This window comes from Borrelia crocidurae, assembly GCF_000825665.2.
Taxonomy (GTDB): Bacteria; Spirochaetota; Spirochaetia; order Borreliales; family Borreliaceae; genus Borrelia; species Borrelia duttonii.
Genome location: NZ_LN609267.1, coordinates 399515 through 415545, shown reverse-complemented (window position 1 = coordinate 415545; position 16031 = coordinate 399515). Strand labels below are relative to the sequence as shown.

General features: G+C 31.8%; 15 protein-coding genes and 2 tRNA genes. All 17 read left to right on the top strand.

The window, feature by feature from the left end; all coding sequences use genetic code 11:
• Positions 1–76: 76 nt before the first annotated feature.
• Complete coding sequence (locus BN1173_RS02010; protein ID WP_040236291.1) at positions 77–1099, top strand: tetratricopeptide repeat protein; 1023 nt, start codon at positions 77–79, stop codon at positions 1097–1099.
• Positions 1100–1109: 10 nt separating this feature from the next.
• The gene (locus BN1173_RS02005) at positions 1110–1961 is read left to right on the top strand and encodes a hypothetical protein (protein ID WP_014696260.1); all 852 of its coding nucleotides are present in this window, start codon (positions 1110–1112) and stop codon (positions 1959–1961) included.
• Positions 1962–2063: 102 nt separating this feature from the next.
• A tRNA-Thr gene (locus BN1173_RS02000) sits at positions 2064–2135 on the top strand.
• Positions 2136–2158: 23 nt separating this feature from the next.
• Positions 2159–2338 (top strand): 50S ribosomal protein L33, encoded by a 180-nt coding sequence (rpmG, locus tag BN1173_RS01995; protein ID WP_012538153.1) that lies wholly within the window; start codon positions 2159–2161, stop codon positions 2336–2338.
• A gap of 10 nt (positions 2339–2348) precedes the next feature.
• Positions 2349–2420, top strand: a tRNA-Trp gene (locus BN1173_RS01990).
• Positions 2421–2450: 30 nt separating this feature from the next.
• Positions 2451–2621: a preprotein translocase subunit SecE gene (gene secE, locus BN1173_RS01985; RefSeq protein ID WP_012538152.1), complete on the top strand. Its 171-nt coding sequence runs from the start codon at positions 2451–2453 to the stop codon at positions 2619–2621.
• A 10-nt stretch (positions 2622–2631) separates the two neighbouring features.
• Entirely contained in the window at positions 2632–3186 is a 555-nt protein-coding gene (gene nusG / locus BN1173_RS01980) for a transcription termination/antitermination protein NusG (RefSeq protein ID WP_012538151.1), read from the top strand.
• 55 nt (positions 3187–3241) lie between these two features.
• Positions 3242–3676: a 50S ribosomal protein L11 gene (rplK, locus tag BN1173_RS01975; protein WP_012538150.1), complete on the top strand. Its 435-nt coding sequence runs from the start codon at positions 3242–3244 to the stop codon at positions 3674–3676.
• Complete coding sequence (gene rplA / locus BN1173_RS01970) at positions 3676–4350, top strand: 50S ribosomal protein L1 (RefSeq protein WP_014696259.1); 675 nt, start codon at positions 3676–3678, stop codon at positions 4348–4350. Before rplK ends, rplA begins: the two co-directional genes overlap by 1 nt.
• Before the next feature lie 10 nt (positions 4351–4360).
• A complete protein-coding gene (gene rplJ / locus BN1173_RS01965) occupies positions 4361–4849 on the top strand; it encodes a 50S ribosomal protein L10 (RefSeq protein WP_014696258.1) in 489 nt (162 codons plus the stop codon).
• Positions 4850–4921: 72 nt separating this feature from the next.
• Positions 4922–5293, top strand: coding sequence for a 50S ribosomal protein L7/L12 (gene rplL / locus BN1173_RS01960; protein ID WP_040236290.1), 372 nt, complete (start codon positions 4922–4924; stop codon positions 5291–5293).
• Between the two features lie 85 nt (positions 5294–5378).
• Positions 5379–8846: a DNA-directed RNA polymerase subunit beta gene (rpoB, locus tag BN1173_RS01955; RefSeq protein WP_040236289.1), complete on the top strand. Its 3468-nt coding sequence runs from the start codon at positions 5379–5381 to the stop codon at positions 8844–8846.
• Between the two features lie 14 nt (positions 8847–8860).
• Positions 8861–12994 carry a DNA-directed RNA polymerase subunit beta' gene (gene rpoC, locus BN1173_RS01950; protein WP_040236287.1) on the top strand — a complete coding sequence of 1378 codons (4134 nt, stop codon included), beginning with the start codon at positions 8861–8863 and terminating at the stop codon, positions 12992–12994.
• A 62-nt stretch (positions 12995–13056) separates the two neighbouring features.
• Complete coding sequence (rpsL, locus tag BN1173_RS01945) at positions 13057–13431, top strand: 30S ribosomal protein S12 (RefSeq protein ID WP_012538144.1); 375 nt, start codon at positions 13057–13059, stop codon at positions 13429–13431.
• Between the two features lie 14 nt (positions 13432–13445).
• Entirely contained in the window at positions 13446–13919 is a 474-nt protein-coding gene (gene rpsG / locus BN1173_RS01940; protein WP_014696254.1) for a 30S ribosomal protein S7, read from the top strand.
• 81 nt (positions 13920–14000) lie between these two features.
• Positions 14001–15029, top strand: coding sequence for a BMP family lipoprotein (locus tag BN1173_RS01935; protein ID WP_040236285.1), 1029 nt, complete (start codon positions 14001–14003; stop codon positions 15027–15029).
• A 23-nt stretch (positions 15030–15052) separates the two neighbouring features.
• The coding region (locus BN1173_RS01930) for a BMP family ABC transporter substrate-binding protein (RefSeq protein ID WP_040236284.1) at positions 15053–16031 on the top strand (979 nt) is incomplete at its 3' end.

Genomic DNA, 16031 nt, shown 5'->3' with positions numbered 1-16031 from the left:
TGTTAAAATTCCAGTATTTTTTATTGAACTTAAGATGTATTTTGTTATGCATGACCTTTATTATATAATAAAAACAATGAAGTTATTAATTCAAGTGTTTGGGCTAGTGCTGATTTTTAGTTGCTATAAGAGTAAACAAAGTGAAATTCAGAGTCTAACAAGTCTTTTAGAAGCTTCAAATAAAAAAGGTCTAGATAGATTTCTTATCATTGATAGAATAGTTGATATTCATATGCACAATAAAGATTATGAGGATGCTTTGAGTTTTGTTAATAAGGGAATTGCTGATGATGCGGATAAGGAATATTATCCTTTATATTTTTACTTGATGGGTAATATATATTCTTATATTAAGGAAGATGAGATAGCTTTTACGTATTATAGATATATTGTTGATAATTTTGATGATTATATTTATGAGAATAGTTCTATAAAATTAGATATTGCAAAGAGAGTGATCAATTTAAATATTGATGCTATAGACAAAATAAATTATTATAAATTGTTACTGAATGATAATTTTGAAAATATGACCAATTCAGATAGGGGTAATTATTATTACAATCTTGCTTTAAGTTTAGAAGATGTTCAAAGTTATGATGAGGCTTATCTTTATTATAAAAAGCTACTCTCAATACCACGATCAGATTTAAAAATAGATTCAAGAGATTATTCTGCTGTTATGACTAAAATTAATTATTATGATAATCCAGATTTTGTAGTTTATAGAAATTTGAATGACTTAATTTCTGATGTTAAGAGATATATTTTTTCAGGAAATACTACAAAATTATTAAGTATAAGAGATAAACATAATTTTTTTATTCAAAGTTGGGATCAGCGAAGTGGTAAAAGTAATTCGATTAATACGAACAGTTTTTTGACAACTATGATTAAGCTTAGTAGTAGGCGAAAAAATGGTATACAGTTTGCAAAAACTTTTGAAGCAGATTCTAGTAATGATATATCTTATCTTGGATCTAGTGGTTGGGAACATATTTGGGAATGGTATTTTGTTTTTAAAAAAATTTCTTATCCAAAAGATCCAGAAATTAATGATGGTTGGGCTTGGATAGGTGTTTATTTAGGTAAAAAATAGGGAGATTTGTGTGAATTTGCTTAATGGTCTTTTGAATTTTTTATTTTTGTTTTATTCTAATGTGTCCATCATAAATGACGTTTCATCTAAATCTAGCATAAAGAGAACAATTGATTGGGATGCTAAAATAGTTTATTTTGATATTATTAAACCAGTAGATGAAGATAGATTTGGTAGAGTTGGTATTGATTCTACTTCTAGATTAGTGTTTAGTGTTAATGATTTTAAGGATACTTTGATAAGAGAATCGCTTTTTGAAATTATAATTGATTCTGATTCTACTTTTAAAGACTATTTTGATTCTGATCCTCATTTAATATTATATTTTTCAGGACTTGATAGTATTTTGAAAAGAGGATACATGAAATATTCAGAAGATTTGAAGAATATCACCGTTAGGTATGAGCTTTGTATTTTCCCTGATTTTATAAATTTATTTTTAGGTCATAGTAAGCCTTATAAAGCTTTTTTCCCATTAATGAATACAACTGTTGAACAGTTTGTTTATACCGGAATTATTATTTATGCGGGTGATGATTATAAATCTTCCTCTGGTTCTATTGTTAAATTAACAGATGCTTTTTTTGTTAAAATTTATGATGAAAATATTAAGCTTTATTTTGACAAAAGAATGGTTGACCCGGATGCCCTTAAAAAATGGGGTATGTTTGAGTATACAAATGATATTTCTTATAAAAATAAAGACAGAATTGGAGACTATCCTTTAAGATTGATTGCTAAGGGGGTTTATGGCAAAAATCATTCAGATATTATACTTGATGATTATTCTATAAATAAGATATTTTCAAATGAAAATAATATCAATCTTTTAAGAGAGGGTAAGTTCGTTATTATTAAATGATAGACTTTAAATTGAAATTTTAAGATATTATTTAATAAGGCTTGTCTTTTTTAAGATAATAAATTAACATGGTATAAGGGTTTATTACCGAAGGGAAATAATGCCCTTATAGCTTAGGTGGTAGAGCACCACCATGGTAAGGTGGCGACATCGGTTCAAATCCGATTGAGGGCTTTTGTATATTCAGGAGTGTTGTTATGGGAAAGAAGAAAGGTAAAGGAGCTGTTGGGCTTATAGCTTTAGTGTGTGAAGAGACGGGAATTAGAAATTATACTACTACTAAGAATAGACGTAATACTCAAGAAAAATTGGAATTGATGAAATATTGTCCAAGTTTAAGAAAACATACTCTTCATAAAGAAGGCAAAATAAAGTGATTTAAGTGATAGGTCAGTAGTTCAATGGTAGAACAGTGGTCTCCAAAACCACATGTTGGGGGTTCGATTCCCTTCTGACCTGTTGTTTGTGTTATCAAAGAGGGGCTTTTAAGTGTTTAAATTTTTTAAAGAAAGTGTTTTAGAACTTAAAAAAATAACATGGCCTAGGTATAATGAAGTAATAGGCAGTGGAAAACAGGTTTTTTGGTTAGTTGTTTTTATTTCTGTTTTTTTAGGTGCGGTAGATTATATCATGTATCTTGTTATAACCTATATATTTTAAGGAAAAAATTATGTCTAGGGCCTGGTATGTGCTACAAACTTTTTCTCAGTATGAGAAAAAAATAGAACAGGAAATAAAGCTTTTAATTAGTGAAGGTGTTTTTGGTAATAATGTTTTGGATGTTAAAGCTCCTATTGAGAGAGTAGAAGAGATAAGAAATGGAAAGAAACGTATACGTGAGAGAAAGATTTGGCCAGGGTATATATTGATTGAATTAGATCTTTCCGATCAGGAGTGGAAAAGTACTGTAGCTAATATTATTAAAATATCAGGTGTTGTAAATTTTGTTGGTACTACTAAAGAACAAAAACCTCTTCCAATTAGTGATGAGGAAGTTAAGAGTGTCTTTATGCTTGCTGGAGAGATTAAGGCAGATAAATCTATTTTTATACTTTATGATTTTGAAGAAGGTGAGAGAGTAAGAATTAAGGGAGGTCCTTTTGATTCTTTTGAGGGTGTTATTGGATCCATTGATTATGAGAAGAAAAAATTGAAAGTTGCAGTTCAAATTTTTGGAAGGTCAACTCCTGTTGAAGTTGATTTTCAACATATAGAAAAAATTTAGCAATAAGTTTATAAATGGGAGCTTTAAGAGCGTTATTTACCATAAGGAGTTTTTTATGTCTAAGAAAAAAAAGGAAGTTGCTTGGGTTAAACTTCAAGTTCCAGCTGCTCAAGCTGCTCCAGGAGCCAAAATAGGACAGGCTCTTGGACCTCATGGTGTTAGTGGTCCTCAGTTTGTTAAGGAATTTAATGAGAGAACTGCTAAAATGGAACCAGGAATTGTTGTTCCTGTTATTATTACTGTTTATAGTGATAAGAGTTTTTCATTTGTTGTTAAAACTCCACCAGCGTCAGTTTTAATTAAAAAAGCTGTTGGCATAGAGACAGGTTCTAAGAAATCAAATACAGATAAGGTTGGGGTTATATCAAAAGAAAAAATAATGGAAATTGCAAAAATTAAAATGCCTGATTTGAATGCAAAAACGGAGCAGGCTGCATTTAAAATTATTGCAGGAAGTGCTAGATCTATGGGTGTTGAGGTGGAAAAATAATGGCTAAGAGTGGAAAAAAATATATTCAAGCTCTCTCTAAGGTAAATAAGCTTAAATCTTATAATATTGATGATGCAATATCTTTGTTAAAAGAAATTAAGTTTGTTAAATTTGATGAGACTATAGATGTATCTGTTAATCTTAATTTAAAGAAAAATCATACGGTTAGAGAGACGCTTGTGTTGCCACATCAATTTATGAAAGAAAAGAGAATACTTGTTTTTGCAAAAGGTGAGAAAGCAGAAGAGGCACGAGAATTTGGTGCTGCTTATGTTGGAGATGATGATCTTATTAATAAGATTAAGGATGGTTTTAGTGATTTTGATGTTGTTGTTGCAACGCCTGATATGATGAAAGATGTTGGAAAACTTGGTCCGATTTTAGGAAAAAGGGGATTGATGCCAAATCCAAAAACACAAACAATTACAAATGATCTGAAAGGTACAATAGCTAGTCTTAAGAAGGGACGTACAGAGTTTAGAGCAAATAAGAATGGTGTAATTAATTTTTCTGTTGGTAAATCTTCTATGGATAGTAAAAAAATAAGGGAAAATTATGATGAGTTTATTAAAGAATTACTTAAAAGACGGCCAAGTGATTTGAAAGGTACTTTTGTTAATAGTGTTTATGTTTCATCTACGATGGGACCTTCTGTAAAGATTGATTTTGTTTAGGAGCTGAATTATGGATAAAAAGATAAATCCTAAAAAGGTTGAAATGTTTAATTCGTTAAAAGAGTTTTTAGATGGCAAGGATAATATTTTTTTCTTAGATTACAGAGGATTAACGGTAGCAGAACTTACTAAGTTAAGAAGTAGGGTTGAGGATGAAAAGGGTGCTTTAAAAGTTGTTAAAAACAATATAATGAAAAGAGTGTTAAAAGATAAAGATATTGAAGGTCTTGATTCTTGTCTTTTAGGTCCAACAGCTGTTGTTACTGCTTTTGATGAAGCCAATGTTATTGCGAAAATTTTTTATGAGTTTGTCAAAACTACTACTTTAAAGGTTAAAGGAGGTTTTGTTTTAGGAGAAGTTTATGATGAGTCTAAACTTAGTGCCTATAGTAAACTTCCTACTAAGATTGAATCTATTTCTTTGTTTATGAGTGTGCTTAAAGCACCAATGTCAAAACTTGTAAGAACTTTAAAGGCTTTGTCTGATATTAAAGTTTAAAAAAAGCAGTGTTAGTCTTAATAGGGTGCATGCTATCACTGTTTAAAATAATATGAAAGGAGTTAAGTTAATATGGCACTAAATAAAGAAGATATTTTAACATGGCTTGAAGAAGCTAAAACATCTGAAGTTGTTGAGCTTATAACAGCTATTGAAGAAAAGTTTGGGGTTACTGCTGCTGCAGTTGCAGTTGCTGCTGGCCCTGGTCCTGCTACTGGTGTTGTTGAGGAACAGACAGAATTTGATGTGATGCTTGTATCTTTTGGAGATAGTAAGATAAACGTTATTAAAGAAGTAAGAGCTATTACTGGACTTGGACTTGGAGAGGCTAAAGCCTTAGTTGAATCTGCTCCTAAGGCAGTTAAGGAAGGTGTTTCAAAATCAGATGCTGAGGAAATAAAGAAGAAACTAGAAGCAGTTGGTGCAAAAGTTGAAATTAAGTAAAGCACTAAAAATATGCCAAATTTTTTATTCCACATGTCGTTTAAGTGGCATGTGGTTTATTGTGTCTTAAAAAAGGAGTCTTTTAATGATAAAAAGGGTTCATCTAGGACAAGGAAAAGCCGAAGAAATCTTAAACTTACCTAACCTAATAGAAATACAATTGAATTCTTATGAAAAATTTTTGCAACTTGAGAGATTAAAAAATAATAAACCTTTACTCAATGAGGGCCTTGAATCTGTGTTTAGAGATGTTTTTCCTATGAAAAGTAGCAATGGTGAGGTTGCTCTTGAATATGAAAAATATTATATTGAATATGATTCTATTAGCTTTACTGAGAAAGAGTGTAAAAGAAAGGGGCAAAGTTATGAGGCTGTTTTAAAGATAAGATTAAACTTACAGTTTCTAACAACAGGAGAGATAAGACAAAAAGATGTTTATATGGGAACTATTCCTTTAATGACAGATAGAGGAACTTTTATCGTTAATGGTGCAGAAAGAGTCATTGTATCACAAATTCATAGATCTCCGGGGGTTGTTTTTTATAAGGAAAAAGATTTGTATTATGCTCGTATTATTCCTTATCGTGGTTCTTGGCTTGAATTTGAGATTGACTCAAAGAAAGATTATCTTTATGTTAAGATAGACAGAAAAAAAAGAATATTAGTTACTCTTTTCTTAAGAGCTTTAGGTCTTGATACTAGAGAAAAAATAATAGAGACTTTTTATAAGATTAGAAAAATTGAAGTAAATGATGATACTAAAAGAGAGATTACAGGACAGTATTTAGCTACAAACATTACTATAAAAGAAAATATGACTTATCGGGCAGGTGATAAGATAACTTTGCAAGATATTGAAGACTTTTTGCAAAATGGAGTTAAAGAAATAAACTTGATTGATTTTGATGGGTATGATAGTGTTCCTGGAAAACATTTCATTAGTTCCGATGTTATTTTAAATTGTTTTGAAAAAGAAGATGCTTATTTTGCTTTAAAAGATGGATTTAAGGAGCTTTCACGAGAATCCGTGATGCTTGCAGTTTATAGTGTACTTTTGCCTGGTGAACCAATATCAATTGACAATGCTGAGAACGATTTAAGAACTGTATTTTTTTCAGAAAAAAGATATGATTTGGGTCATGTAGGAAGATATAAACTTTCTAAGAAGTTTGGTCTTGATGATCTTACAACATCAGTTCTTACTATGACAGATATAGTAAATACTATATCTCATCTTTTAAGAATATATGATGGGCATGATGTTCTTGATGATATAGATCATCTTGGAAATAGAAGAGTGCGTTCTGTTGGTGAGTTACTTACAAACATATATAAAGGTGCAATGTCAAGAGTAGAAAAAATTGCAAAGGACAGAATGTCTAATAAAGAAGTATTCAATTTGAAACCTCAAGAATTAATTAGTGTTAAGCCCGTTGTTTCTGCTGTTAAAGAATTTTTTGCAACCAGTCAGCTTTCTCAGTTTATGGATCAGGTTAATCCTTTAGCCGAACTTACGCATAAGAGACGTCTTAATGCATTGGGTCCTGGTGGACTCTCAAGGGATCGCGCAGGTTTTGAAGTAAGAGATGTACATTATACTCATTATGGTAGGATGTGTCCTATTGAAACTCCTGAAGGCCCAAATATTGGACTTATTGTTTCTTTGGCTACTTATTCAAAAGTGAATGATTATGGTTTCTTAGAAACTCCTTATAGGAAGGTGATTGATGGTAAGGTAACTGATGATATTGAATATTTGTCTGCTATTGATGAGGAAAAAAAATGTATTGCGCAAGCAAATGCTTCTGTTAGTTCTTATGGTAATTATACTGATGATTTGGTGTCTGTTAGGATTTCTGGTGATTATACTACAATGATGCCTAAAAATATCGATTACATGGATGTTTCGCCTAGACAATTAATATCTGTCTCTTCGGCGTTAATACCTTTTCTTGAACATAATGATGCAAATCGTGCTCTTATGGGTTCGAATATGCAACGTCAGGCAGTTCCTTTATTATTTCCACAGCCACCTATTGTTGGTACAGGTATGGAGAGGATAGTTGCAAAAGACTCTGGTGTTGTTATTAAAGCAAAAAGACCTGGTAGAGTTGTCTTAGCCACAAACAAAAAGATAGTTATTAAACCTGATAATGCAACTTCTGAACAAGATTTAGATGAATATGAACTTTATAAATATGAGAGGACAAACCAGGATACTTCTTTCAATCATTCAGTTTTGGTGAAGAATGGCCAAATTGTTAATAAGGATGAGATAATAGCAGATGGTCCTGCTACTAGATATGGAGAATTGGCGCTTGGTAATAATTTATTAGTTGGTTTTATTCCGTGGAATGGATTTAATTATGAGGATGCTATTTTAATTTCTGAGAGAATTGTAAAGGAAGATCTTTATACTTCAATTCACATTAAAGAATTTAGCATTGAAGTAAGAGAGACTAAGCTTGGACCTGAAAAAGTTACGGCTGATATTCCTAATGTTAGTGGAAAGATATTGAGTAAACTTGACGAAAATGGAATTGTAAGAATAGGGACTTATGTAAAACCAGGTGATATTTTAATTGGTAAAGTTACTCCAAAATCAGAAGGAGATATTACCCCTGAATTTAAACTTTTAACTTCTATATTTGGTGAGAAAGCAAAGGATGTTAAGAATAATTCATTAAAAGTTCCTCATGGTACTGAAGGAACTGTAATTGATGTTCAAAGAATTACTAAAGATGATGTTGGCAATCTTCCACCTGGTGTGGATGAAATATTAAAGGTTTATATTGCCAAAAAAAGAAAACTTAAAGAAGGTGATAAAATGGCAGGAAGACATGGAAATAAGGGTGTAGTTGCAAAGATTCTTCCTGTTGAAGATATGCCATATCTTGCAGATGGGACCCCTCTTGATATATGCTTGAATCCTTTGGGAGTGCCATCTCGTATGAATATTGGACAATTGATGGAATCTCAGCTTGGTCTTGCTGGTAAGTATCTTGGCGAATATTATGATGTTCCTGTTTTTGAGTCTGCTACAAATGAATGTATTCAAGAAAAGTTAAAAAAAGCTGGATTTAATGAGACGTCAAAGGCAGTCTTGTATGATGGATATACAGGTGAACCATTTGAAAATGAAGTTATGGTTGGAGTTATATATATGTTGAAACTTCATCATCTTGTTGATGATAAGATGCATGCAAGGTCTACAGGCCCTTATTCACTTGTATCTCAACAACCTCTTGGAGGAAAAGCTCAATTTGGTGGACAAAGACTTGGAGAGATGGAAGTTTGGGCTCTTGAAGCTTATGGAGCTGCGCATACTTTGCAAGAATTATTAACAGTAAAGTCAGATGATATGTCAGGAAGAGTTAAGATATATGAAAATATTGTTAAGGGCATTCCTACTAACGTATCTGGAATTCCTGAATCTTTCAATGTTTTGATGCAGGAACTAAGAGGTCTTGGTTTTGATTTATCTATTTATGATGATAATGGAAATCAAATTCCTTTAACAGAAAAGGAAGAGGAATTAATTAATAAGACTTAGGTTTTGAGGATTTTATGAAAGAGATAAAAGATTTTGAAAAGATAAGAATAAAAATAGCATCTCCTGACCAAATTAGAAGTTGGTCTTATGGAGAAGTTAAGAAGTCTGAAACTATTAATTATAGAACTTTAAGACCTGAGAAAGATGGTCTTTTTTGTGAGAGAATTTTTGGTACAACTAAAGAATGGGAATGCTATTGTGGAAAATTTAAGTCAATAAGATATAAGGGTATTATTTGTGATCGTTGTAATGTTGAAGTGACTCATTTTAAAGTGAGACGTGAGAGAATGGGACATATTGAACTATCAGCTCCTGTTGCTCATATTTGGTATTATAAATATATTCCTTCTAGAATTGGTCTTTTACTTGATATTACTGCTTCTAATTTAAATTCTATTCTTTATTATGAGAAATATATTGTAATTGAGCCAGGTGATACTGACCTTAAAAAAATGCAACTTTTAAATGAAGATGAGTATTCTGAAGCAAAAGAAAGATATGGGATGTCTTTTAGCGCTTCAATGGGTGCTGAGGCAATTAAAACTCTACTTGAAAATCTTGATCTTGATGAGCTTTCATCTAAGCTTAGGCTTCAAATGATTGATAAAGACGACAAAACAGATAAAAAACTTTTAAGACGTCTTGAAATTATTGAAAATTTTAAGATTTCTGGTAATAAACCAGAATGGATGATTATGGATGTTCTTCCTGTTATTCCGCCAGAAATTAGACCTATGGTGCAACTTGATGGTGGCAGATTTGCAACTTCTGATCTAAATGATCTCTACAGAAGGGTAATAAATAGAAATAATCGATTGAGAAAACTTTTACTTCTTAATGCTCCTGAGATTATTGTTAGAAATGAAAAAAGAATGCTTCAAGAATCAGTTGACTCTCTTTTTGATAATTCTCATAAGAGAAAAGTTGTTAAGGGCACATCTAATAGACCTCTTAAGTCTTTATCTGATGCGTTAAAAGGTAAACAAGGTAGATTTAGACAAAACCTTCTTGGAAAGAGAGTTGATTATTCTGGTCGTTCTGTTATTGTTGTTGGGCCTGAACTTAAGCTTCATCAGTGTGGTATTCCTGCAAAGATGGCTCTTGAGCTTTTTAAACCATTTGTGATTAGAAAATTAATTGAGAGTGAAGCCGTATTTAATATAAAAAGGGCTAAAAGTTTAATTGAACAAGAAGTAGATGAAGTATGGCAAATTTTGGATAATGTTATTAAAGAGCATCCTGTGCTTTTAAATAGGGCTCCAACCCTTCACAGATTGGGAATACAAGCTTTTGAGCCAGTTTTGGTTGAAGGCAAGGCTATTAAATTGCATCCTCTTGTTTGTCATGCATATAATGCCGATTTTGATGGTGACCAAATGGCTGTTCATGTTCCTTTAACTCCTGCGGCACAGGCTGAGAGTTGGGCTTTGATGTTGTCAACTAATAATTTGTTAAATCCTGCAAATGGACATCCTATAGTATTTCCATCTCAAGATATTGTTTTAGGTCTTTATTACTTAACTATGGAGAGAAAAAATGTTATGGGAGAAGGACGTAAGTTTTCTAACTTTAATCATGTTCTTCTTGCAATTAATAATAAGAGCTTAGATTATAATGCACGAATTTATGTAAAAGTTGGTGAGGAATATATAAAGACTACGGCAGGACGTGTTGTATTTAGTGAAGCTTTGCCAGGAAAAATTTCATTTGTAAATAAAACTCTTAGTGATTATGAATTGCAAACTTTAATTTCTGAGGTTTATGTTATTTATGGGTCTTCTATTGTAATTGAAATGTTAGATATTATTAAAGAGCTTGGATTTAAATATGCTACTAAATTTGGATGTACAATAAGTATGAGTGATATTATTGTTCCTCAAGAGAAAAAAGTGTATGTAGAGAAGGCTAATAGGGAGATTGCGAAAATTCAGAATGATTATACCAAAGGTGTTATTACTGGAGAAGAGAGATATAATAACGTTGTTTCTGTTTGGTCAAAGACAAATGAAGAGCTTACTAATAAAATGATGGAGATCCTTAAAAAGGATAGAGATGGCTTTAATGTGATTTATATGATGGCTGATTCTGGTGCTCGTGGAAGTAGAAATCAGATACGGCAGCTTGCTGGAATGCGAGGATTAATGGCTAAAACATCGGGTGATATTATTGAACTTCCAATTATCTCTAACTTTAAAGAAGGACTGTCTGTTATTGAATTCTTTATATCTACAAATGGTGCAAGAAAGGGACTTGCAGATACTGCTCTTAAGACAGCAGATGCTGGGTATTTAACGCGAAGATTGGTAGATATTGCACAAGACGTTGTTGTTAGAATAGAAGATTGCGGTACTATTAATGGTATAAAAGTCGAAGCTTTAAAAAATGGTGAGGAAATAATTGAACCTTTACGAGAAAAAGCTGTTGGAAGTTATTCAATTGAACGGATAAAAAGTCCTATTACTGGAGAGATTATTTTAGATGTAAATGAAGAAATTACAGAAGACAAGATAAAATTGTTAGAAACAGTTGGTATTGATAAACTTGTTATTAGATCTGTTTTAACTTGTGAGGCTGAGCATGGAGTTTGCCAAAAGTGTTATGGGCGGGATTTCTCAAACAATAAACCCGTTAGCATTGGAGAAGCTGTTGGAATAATAGCAGCACAGTCAATAGGTCAGCCAGGAACACAGCTTACGATGAGAACTTTCCATATTGGAGGAGTTGCACAAGCTGGTAGTGAAGATGATAAGATTGCTCTTAAGAATGCTTTTATTCTAAATGGACTTGAAGGTTTTAATGTTCAAGTTGATGGAGGGTTGCTTTTTACAAGGAAGGGAGTCTTAAGGGTAATAAATGTGATTTATGAGGAGAGTATTAAAAAAATTAAGAAACTTAAGGTTTCAGATTCTCAAAAAGTAATTAAGGGAATGTCTTTATTTATTGATAAAAGTGGAGTTGAGGTATTATCATCTCATATTGGTTACATTAAGATTAAAGATAATAAGTTGATGATTGTTTCTGAAGAACAAGAGATTTCACTAAAGGTTGGTACAAGACTTGAAATAAATGTTGGAGATTATGTTGAGGCTGGACGTGTAATTGGAACATTTGATCCGTTTGCAGAACCAATTATTGCTGAGGTTAAAGGAAAAATTAAATTTAAAGATATTATTTTAGGAACAACTCTTAAAGAAGAGATTAATCTTGAAACAGGCAATATTGAAAAGAGAATTACAGATCAAGTTTTTGAATCTCTTGATCCTAGAATTTTGATTATTAATGATAGAGGTGTTGAAATTGCATCTTATGTATTACCTGGAGATGCTTACCTTCAAGTTGAAGATGGACAAGATATTGATATAGGAGATATCATTGCAAAGCTTTCTAAAGGATCTGAGAAAACACAAGATATTACAGGTGGTCTTCCTAGAGTTAATGATTTATTTGAAACAAGAATTCCTAAAAACTTAACTGAAATGGCTAAAGTGAGTGGAGTTGTTCAATTTAAGGCAATTCAAAAAGGTAAAAGACTTATTAATGTTATAGATGAATATGGAGTTGAACATAAGCATTATATTCCTGCTGGAAAACATCTCTTGGTGAGAGATGGGGATGTTGTTAGGGCTGGAGATATGCTTTGTGATGGAAGGATTAATCCTCATGATGTTCTTGAAATTCTTGGTGGCATTAGTTTGCAAGAATTTTTATTAGCAGAAATTCAAGATGTTTATCGAAAGCAAGGTGTAAGTATTAATGATAAACATATTGGTGTTATTATTAAGCAGATGATGAAAAAAGTTAAAATTGTTTCTGTGGGTGATACTAATTTTGTTTATAATCAAAAGGTCGATAAGCATGCTTTTTATGAACAAAATAAAAGGGTTATTGAGCAAGGTGGTGAACCTGCAGTAGCTAGTCCAATTCTTATTGGTATAACTAAAGCATCTCTTAATATTGATTCATTTATTTCAGCTGCTTCTTTCCAAGAAACAACTAAAGTCTTAACAGATGCGTCAATTGCTGGTAGTATTGATGATCTAAGAGGTCTTAAGGAAAATGTTGTTATTGGTCATTTAATTCCTACAGGAACGGGAATGAATTTATATAAAAGGGTCAAGGTGAGAGAAAATTCAAATTCAGAAGTCTAGCTTGAAAATAAATTTTATATTTGATACCATTTACTGGTAAAATCAGGAAAAAGGGAGCATAGATGCCTACAATTAATCAACTAATTAGGAAGCCAAGAAAAAGTCAAAAAGAAAAGACAGCATCTCCTGCGCTTCAAAATTGTCCTCAAAAGAGAGGAATTTGTACTCGTGTAATGACAGTTACGCCTAAGAAACCTAATTCAGCTTTAAGAAAAGTAGCTCGTGTTAGACTTTCAAATGGATTTGAGGTAACAGCTTATATTCCGGGAATTGGTCATAATTTGCAGGAGCATTCAGTTGTTCTAATTAGGGGTGGACGAGTTAAAGATTTGCCGGGTGTTAGATATCATATCATTAGAGGGGCTAAAGATACTCTTGGTGTTAATAATAGAAAGCAAGGTCGTTCTAAGTATGGAACTAAGAGACCAAAGGCTTAAGAGGTGTAAATTGTATGTCAAGAAAGAGTAAAAAAATTAAGAAAAAGGTCTTTAAAGATTCGAAGTATGATTCTCAGGTAATTGCTAAATTTGTAAATAGAATGATGTATGATGGAAAAAAGTTTATTAGTGAATCTATAGTTTACAATTCAATTGATATGCTTGCAGAAAAACTTGAAGAGGTTGATAAGGTTGCTGCTTTCAATAAGGCTTTAGATAATGTTAAACCATTGGTAGAGGTTCGCAGTAGGAGAGTTGGTGGTGCTACTTATCAAGTTCCAGTTGAAGTTAGAGAGGAGAGACGTGAGGCTTTGGCAATGAAATGGATTATATCAGCTGCCAGAAAAGCTAGTGGAAAGTCAATGAAAGAAAAATTAGCAAATGAGCTTGTTAATTCTTATAATTCAACAGGTGCGGCTTTCAAAAAGAGAGAAGATACTCATAGAATGGCAGAAGCAAACAGAGCTTTCACACATTATAGATGGTAATATAGTAATAGGTTTAATTTTTATATATTTTGATGTTGTGGATTGATTTTAGCTTAAGTAGAGTTGGGTGGAGGTTTGTATATGAGATGGTTAATAAAGGTTGTTTTGCTTTTCTTGCTCTTAAGTTGTTCAGATTCACAAGATAAAGTTTCGTTTTCTAATACTGTTTCTGTCATTGTTGATGGTACTTTTGATGATAGAGGATTTAATGAAAATTCTTTCAAGGCAATGACTCAGATTAAAGAAGAATTTAAAGTGAATATAATTCAAAAAGAATCTAAAGCTTCTAATTATTTGTCTGATATTGGAGGCTTAGAAGAGAGTGGTTCTGATTTGATCTGGGGAGTTGGTTTTAAATTTTCAGATGTATTTTTACGTAAATCTCTTGAAAATGTTAATGTAAATTATGGCATTATTGAAGGTTCTTACTTGGAAGATATCAAATTGCCACAAAATTTAGTAAATATAAATTTTAGATCGGAGGAAGGAGCATTTTTGGTTGGGTATCTTGCAGCAAAGATATCTAAGACAGGTAAAATTGGATTTTTAGGTGGAATAGAGGGTGTTATTCTTAATGCATTTAGGTATGGATATGAAGCTGGTGCTAAGTATGCAAATAAAGATATTGAAGTAAGTTTTCAATATGTAGGAACATTTTCTGATATCTCTCTTGGACGTTCAATTGCAAGTAAAATGTATTCATCTGGAGTTGATATTATATTTGCAGCAGCAGGTCTTTCAGGACTTGGTGCTATTGAGGTTTCAAAGGAACTTGGAGATGGACATTATATTATTGGTGTTGACCAAAATCAGTCTTATCTTGCTCCTAGTAATGTGCTTGTGTCTTACGTTAAGTGCATTGATATAGTTATTTTCGATTTGACAAAATCTTATTTAAAGTTTGATAATTGGCGTGGAGGTAATTTGGAGTTTGGACTTAAAGATGGAGCACTTGATTTGATTTTTAATGAAACAATAAATTTAGATTTAATTAGGAATCCAGATTTTCTCTTAGAGATTAAAGAAAAAATAATTAATAATGAGATTACAGTTCCCAAAGATGAAAAATCTTATAATTATTTTATTAGTGATCATCTACATAAAAGATGATATGAAATTAGAGGTTTTACTTTATGAATAAATTTATGGTATTAATTTGTGTGATATTAATTTTCTTAGGATGCAGTAAAAAGACATCTATTTTGGGAACTTCAGGAAAGGCGTTAATTTCTTTGATAGTTGATGGTACTTTTGATGATAAATCATTTGGTGAGGATGCTTGGAGAGGTGCTAAGGTTTTAGAAGATGAATTTGAAGTTGAAATTGTTGGAAGAGCTTCAACAAGTAGTGCTTATGTTGGTGATTTAGAGAGCCTTAAAGATAGAGGCTCTGACATTATTTGGGGAGTTGGTTTTAGACTGCAAGAGTCTATTGAACATGCTGCTTTATTGAATAGGGATATTATTTATGGAGCTGTTGATGTTATTTATGAAGATGATACTAGTATTCCTGATAATTTGCTTGGTCTTTCCTTTAAAGTTGAAGAGGCTTCATTTTTAGCTGGGTATCTTGCGGCTAAAATATCTAAGACAGGTAAAATTGGATTTTTAGGTGGAATGGATGGTATGGTAATTAATGCATTTAGGTATGGATATGAAGCTGGTGCTAAATATGCAAATAAAGATGTTGGGTTAACTTCTCAATATTTAGGATCTTTTGTAGATTTGTCTTTAGCAAGGACTATTGCTTTAAAGATGTACAAAGATGATGTTGATATCATATTTGTGTCAGCAGGGCTTGCAGGACTTGGTGCTATTGAGGTTTCAAAAGAACTTGGAGATGGGCATTATATTATTGGCGTTGATCAAGATCAGTCTTATCTTGCTCCTGATAATGTATTGACATCAGTTATTAAGAATGTTGGAAATGCTATTTATGAGATAACAAAGGATTATTTAAATACTAAGAGTTTTAATGGTGGTAAGTTACTAAAATTGGGTCTTAAAGATAAAGCTGTTAGTATTGTTAAAAATGGTTTTAAAATTACAGATGAGCTTAAATCTGAAATTCAAATTATAGAAAATAAGATAGTTAATAGTGATATTATAGTTC

Coding starts and splice junctions, on each gene's coding strand:
- BN1173_RS02010 (WP_040236291.1), top strand. CDS start 77: ATGAAGTTATTAATTCAAGTGTTTGGGCTAGTGCTGATTTTTAGTTGC.
- rpmG (WP_012538153.1), top strand. CDS start 2,159: ATGGGAAAGAAGAAAGGTAAAGGAGCTGTTGGGCTTATAGCTTTAGTG.
- nusG (WP_012538151.1), top strand. CDS start 2,632: ATGTCTAGGGCCTGGTATGTGCTACAAACTTTTTCTCAGTATGAGAAA.
- rplK (WP_012538150.1), top strand. CDS start 3,242: ATGTCTAAGAAAAAAAAGGAAGTTGCTTGGGTTAAACTTCAAGTTCCA.
- rplA (WP_014696259.1), top strand. CDS start 3,676: ATGGCTAAGAGTGGAAAAAAATATATTCAAGCTCTCTCTAAGGTAAAT.
- rplJ (WP_014696258.1), top strand. CDS start 4,361: ATGGATAAAAAGATAAATCCTAAAAAGGTTGAAATGTTTAATTCGTTA.
- rplL (WP_040236290.1), top strand. CDS start 4,922: ATGGCACTAAATAAAGAAGATATTTTAACATGGCTTGAAGAAGCTAAA.
- rpoB (WP_040236289.1), top strand. CDS start 5,379: ATGATAAAAAGGGTTCATCTAGGACAAGGAAAAGCCGAAGAAATCTTA.
- rpoC (WP_040236287.1), top strand. CDS start 8,861: ATGAAAGAGATAAAAGATTTTGAAAAGATAAGAATAAAAATAGCATCT.
- rpsL (WP_012538144.1), top strand. CDS start 13,057: ATGCCTACAATTAATCAACTAATTAGGAAGCCAAGAAAAAGTCAAAAA.
- rpsG (WP_014696254.1), top strand. CDS start 13,446: ATGTCAAGAAAGAGTAAAAAAATTAAGAAAAAGGTCTTTAAAGATTCG.
- BN1173_RS01935 (WP_040236285.1), top strand. CDS start 14,001: ATGAGATGGTTAATAAAGGTTGTTTTGCTTTTCTTGCTCTTAAGTTGT.